Origin of the sequence: Pseudomonas sp. UBA6276, from assembly GCF_002438365.1 — a bacterium.
Taxonomy (GTDB): domain Bacteria; phylum Pseudomonadota; class Gammaproteobacteria; order Pseudomonadales; family Pseudomonadaceae; genus Aquipseudomonas; species Aquipseudomonas coleopterorum.
Genome location: NZ_DJUS01000027.1, coordinates 1 through 3,733, shown reverse-complemented (window position 1 = coordinate 3,733; position 3,733 = coordinate 1). Strand labels below are relative to the sequence as shown.

Sequence of the window (3,733 nt, the reverse complement as noted above, 5' to 3'; positions counted from 1 at the left end):
CTGGTCAAGGAAGGCGAGAAGTTCGCCATCCTGACCGACATCCTGGGTGACGAAGACCACCTGGGCGACATGGACTTCAAGGTCGCCGGTACCGCCAAGGGCGTCACCGCGCTGCAGATGGACATCAAGATCAACGGCATCACCGAAGAGATCATGGAAATCGCCCTGGGCCAGGCCCTGGAAGCGCGCCTGAACATCCTCGGTCAGATGAACCAGATCATCGGTACCTCGCGTACCGAGCTGTCGGAAAACGCTCCGACCATGATCGCCATGAAGATCGACACCGACAAGATCCGCGACGTGATCGGCAAGGGTGGCGCAACCATCCGTGCCATCTGCGAGGAAACCAAGGCTTCGATCGACATCGAAGACGACGGCTCGATCAAGATCTTCGGCGAGTCCAAGGAAGCCGCTGAAGCTGCGCGTCAGCGCGTTCTGGGCATCACCGCAGAAGCCGAGATCGGCAAGATCTACGTCGGCAAGGTCGAGCGCATCGTCGACTTCGGTGCATTCGTCAACATCCTGCCGGGCAAGGACGGTCTGGTTCACATCTCCATGCTCAGCGATGCACGCGTAGAGAAAGTGACCGACATCCTCAAGGAAGGTCAGGAAGTCGAAGTACTGGTACTGGACGTGGACAACCGCGGCCGTATCAAGCTGTCCATCAAGGACGTTGCTGCTGCAAAGGCCTCGGGCGTCTAAACCCGCAGGTGTGAAGAAAGAGCCCTTCAGGGCTCTTTTTTTTCGCCTAGAGTTCACTAAGTAGCGGTTGAAACGCTGAAGGCTGCGCAGGTGAAAGATTGAAGTGAGCAGGGAACTTTTGCGGACTTGCAACTTGCACGCAAAAAACTGTACGAGCGTGCAAACTGCACGATAGTACGGTTTTCGCATAATTATAAGTCATTGATTGTTAAGGCTTTTACAGCATTAGGCAGGTTGGCATGACGCCTGCAATATCCCTGTCACCTGCCACCAAGACATTAAATGGTCGCAGACCTTTTCAAAAAACAGGAGTGAATCGTATGAAGAAGTTCGCTATTGCTGCCGCTACTGCTACCGCGCTGACCCTGACCATGGCCAACGCTGCTTTCGCTCAACAGTCCACCCAGGCTCCTATGGTGGTTGCTGCTGGTGAAGTTACTCACGCCAAAGAAGCAACTTCCGACACTTGGATCACCACCAAGGTCAAATCCGATCTGGTCACCGAGAAAGGCATTCCAGGCACCGACATCAAGGTAGAAACCAACAAAGGCGTGGTTTCCCTGTCGTCGACCGTTGCTGTGACTGAAGCTCAGAAGGCTACTGCCGTGCGTATCACCAAGGCAATCAAAGGCGTGAAAGCTGTCTCCGCCGATGGCCTGAAAGCTGAGTAAGTTTCATGCGAAGGCCACAGGGATGTGGCCACTCAAAGCCCTGACGTAAAACGTCGGGGCTTTTTTATGGGCGCAGAACAGCGGTGAGTTCGTACTCGATCAGTTACGGCTGCTCTCGATCTCCACCAGACGGCTACCGACGAACTTCAAGTACTGACTCATGCCGTTGGACGGTCCATACACCCATTCTTCGATGGGCAGTTCAACGCGCCGATTGATCGGGCCCGAACGCTCATAGCCAGACTGTGCCTTGCTCGCGGGAGCACCACACTTCTGCTCGACCTGAACCGTACGATCATTCAGCGACACTAGAGTACTGCCGCAGCGCATCGTCGAGGCGGCGCCCGCCGTGTCGCACAGCGCCAGTAACAAGGGCGCGCAGCTCATCCAAATCAACTTGTTCATTCGGCATCCAGATGCAGTGGGGTGATGATGCGTCCGTCTTTTTCAGCCTGACCCAGGGCCGCATCGATGAAGTACACGCGCTCGTCAGCCAGTTGGCCCTTGTCGACCAGGAAGTCCTTGATGCTGCCCGCGCGCGCCTGACCCAGCTGGCGCAGCAACGCGTTGTTCGACGCCCACGACTTGAGCACTGCTTCACGCAACTTGTCGGCGCGTGCTTTGCTGTCTAGCTGTTGCCATTCCGCCGGCGGCTGGCCTTTGAGTCGCGTGCGGTAGATGGCTTCGAGCATCGGCGGTTTGTCGTCTTCGGGCACCTGCATCTCGGCAGCCGTGGCCGGGACCTTGTCGCCGCGGCGCTGGGCCATCTTATAGTAGGTGCTCTGGTATTCGCGCTCCAGCCGCTGTTGAGCAATCAGCGGGCCGTCGCTGGCCTGGGCGCTGGTGCCCTCGATTTCCAGACGCAAGGTCGGACGTTCCTTCAAGGCGGTCGCCAGCTTCATCAGCGCCGCTTGCGCCTCGGTACTGAGCTCGTCGGAGCCTGGGCGGAACGACACGGTGCTCAGATCCTGCGACCCACCACCACTGACCAGCCCGCCAATGAACTTGAACGGTGCCTGAGCGGCGCGGACCATGAGATTGCGCAGGGTCTGCCAGACGATCGGCATGACGCTGAACTGGGGGCTGTTGAGGTCGCCACTCACCGGCAGCTCGATGGCAATCTTGCCCTCGGAATCCTTGAGCAGCGCAATCGCCAGCCGCAACGGCAGATCCACTGCGTCGGGGCTGTCGACCTTGTCACCCAACTGCAGTTGTTCCACCAGCAGCTTGTTTTCTGCCTTGAGCTGGCCTTTGGTGATCAGGTAGTGCAGGTCAAGATTCAGACGGCCCTTGCGAATGCGATAACCGGCGAACTTGCCGGAGTAGGGCGTCAGCGTGGTCAGTTCCACGCGCTTGAAGCTGGTGGTGATGTCCAGGCTGGCCATTGGATCGAAAGGGTTCAGCGCACCGGAAATGGTCACCGGCGCATAGCGATCGACCTTGCCCTGGATGTCGATGCGCGCTGGCTTGGCCTGGCGGTTGTCGATAGTGCCGATGCGCCCGTTGAGTTGCTGGACGGCGGTGGCGAAGTTCGGCGTCAGGCTGAAGTCGGCGAAGTTGGCTGAGCCGTTGTCGATGTCCACGGCGCCGATGCGGATGCCCAGTGGCGTTTCCGCATCGGCCGGTTTGCCAGCCCGGACCGGCTCGGCGGGCTGCGCCGGTTGCGGAATCAGCAGGTCGTCGATATTGGTGGTGCGGTCCTCGTTGATCATGAAGCGCGCATACGGCTGCTGCAGCTGGACCCGCTCGATGTCCAGGCGATCGCCGTGGCGATACTCCAGACCGGTCAGGGTCAGGTGCTGCCATTTGACGAAGTCGCGCTCCTTGAGCGTATCGAGCGTGTGCAATTGATCGACTTCGGCGCGACCGGATACGGTCATGGCTAGGGGTTCGGTGCCGGTCAGTTGCACATCGAGATCGCTGTCGAGCATGCCGCTGCGCAGTTCCAGACGAATCAGCGGACTGATGTAGGCCTGCGCGATACGCAGGTCGATGTCCTGAGTGCTGACCTTCATGCGGGCAGCAACCGGCGCCAGACTGACCTCGCCGCTGGCCTGTACACGACCTTGCTTGCCCAGGCCGGTATCGAGCTTGAGGGTGAAGGGCGCGCCGTTGAGGCTGTCGAAGTCATGCAGGTCCAGGTTGAGTGGACCCACGTTTACGGCGACCTCATCGGTAGGCACACGGTCGGCCAGATGCACCTGGTAGTCACGCAGCTGGACATCCTTGAGCAGCACCTGCCAGGGCTTGGCCGGCGAATTCGTCGGTTCTTTGGGTGCTGGCTGCTGCGGTGCCGAGCTGGCGAACAGCTTCTGCCAGTCGAGCTGCCCATCCGCCTCGCGGGCGGCCCAGGTTTCCAG

The 3,733-nt window shown here is 59.4% G+C and carries 4 protein-coding genes; 2 read left to right on the top strand and 2 right to left on the bottom strand.

All coding sequences use genetic code 11. The features are described from left to right. The coding region (locus B2V21_RS03555) for a S1 RNA-binding domain-containing protein (protein WP_286916046.1) at positions 1-702 on the top strand (702 nt) is incomplete at its 5' end. Between the two features lie 320 nt (positions 703-1,022). Then, entirely contained in the window at positions 1,023-1,373 is a 351-nt protein-coding gene (locus B2V21_RS03550) for a BON domain-containing protein (RefSeq protein WP_043190755.1), read from the top strand. A gap of 99 nt (positions 1,374-1,472) precedes the next feature. On the opposite strand, the gene B2V21_RS03545 is transcribed toward B2V21_RS03550, so the two are convergent. After that, positions 1,473-1,778, bottom strand: coding sequence for a DUF2845 domain-containing protein (locus B2V21_RS03545; protein ID WP_286916045.1), 306 nt, complete (start codon positions 1,776-1,778; stop codon positions 1,473-1,475). Continuing rightward, positions 1,775-3,733, bottom strand: a 1,959-nt coding sequence (locus tag B2V21_RS03540; protein WP_286916044.1) for a DUF748 domain-containing protein, incomplete at its 5' end; no start/stop codon positions are given. The genes B2V21_RS03545 and B2V21_RS03540, both read right to left, overlap by 4 nt.

Excerpts from the sequence above, each read along its gene's own strand:
- B2V21_RS03550 (WP_043190755.1), top strand. The coding sequence starts at position 1,023 with ATGAAGAAGTTCGCTATTGCTGCCGCTACTGCTACCGCGCTGACCCTG.
- B2V21_RS03545 (WP_286916045.1), bottom strand. The coding sequence starts at position 1,778 with ATGAACAAGTTGATTTGGATGAGCTGCGCGCCCTTGTTACTGGCGCTG.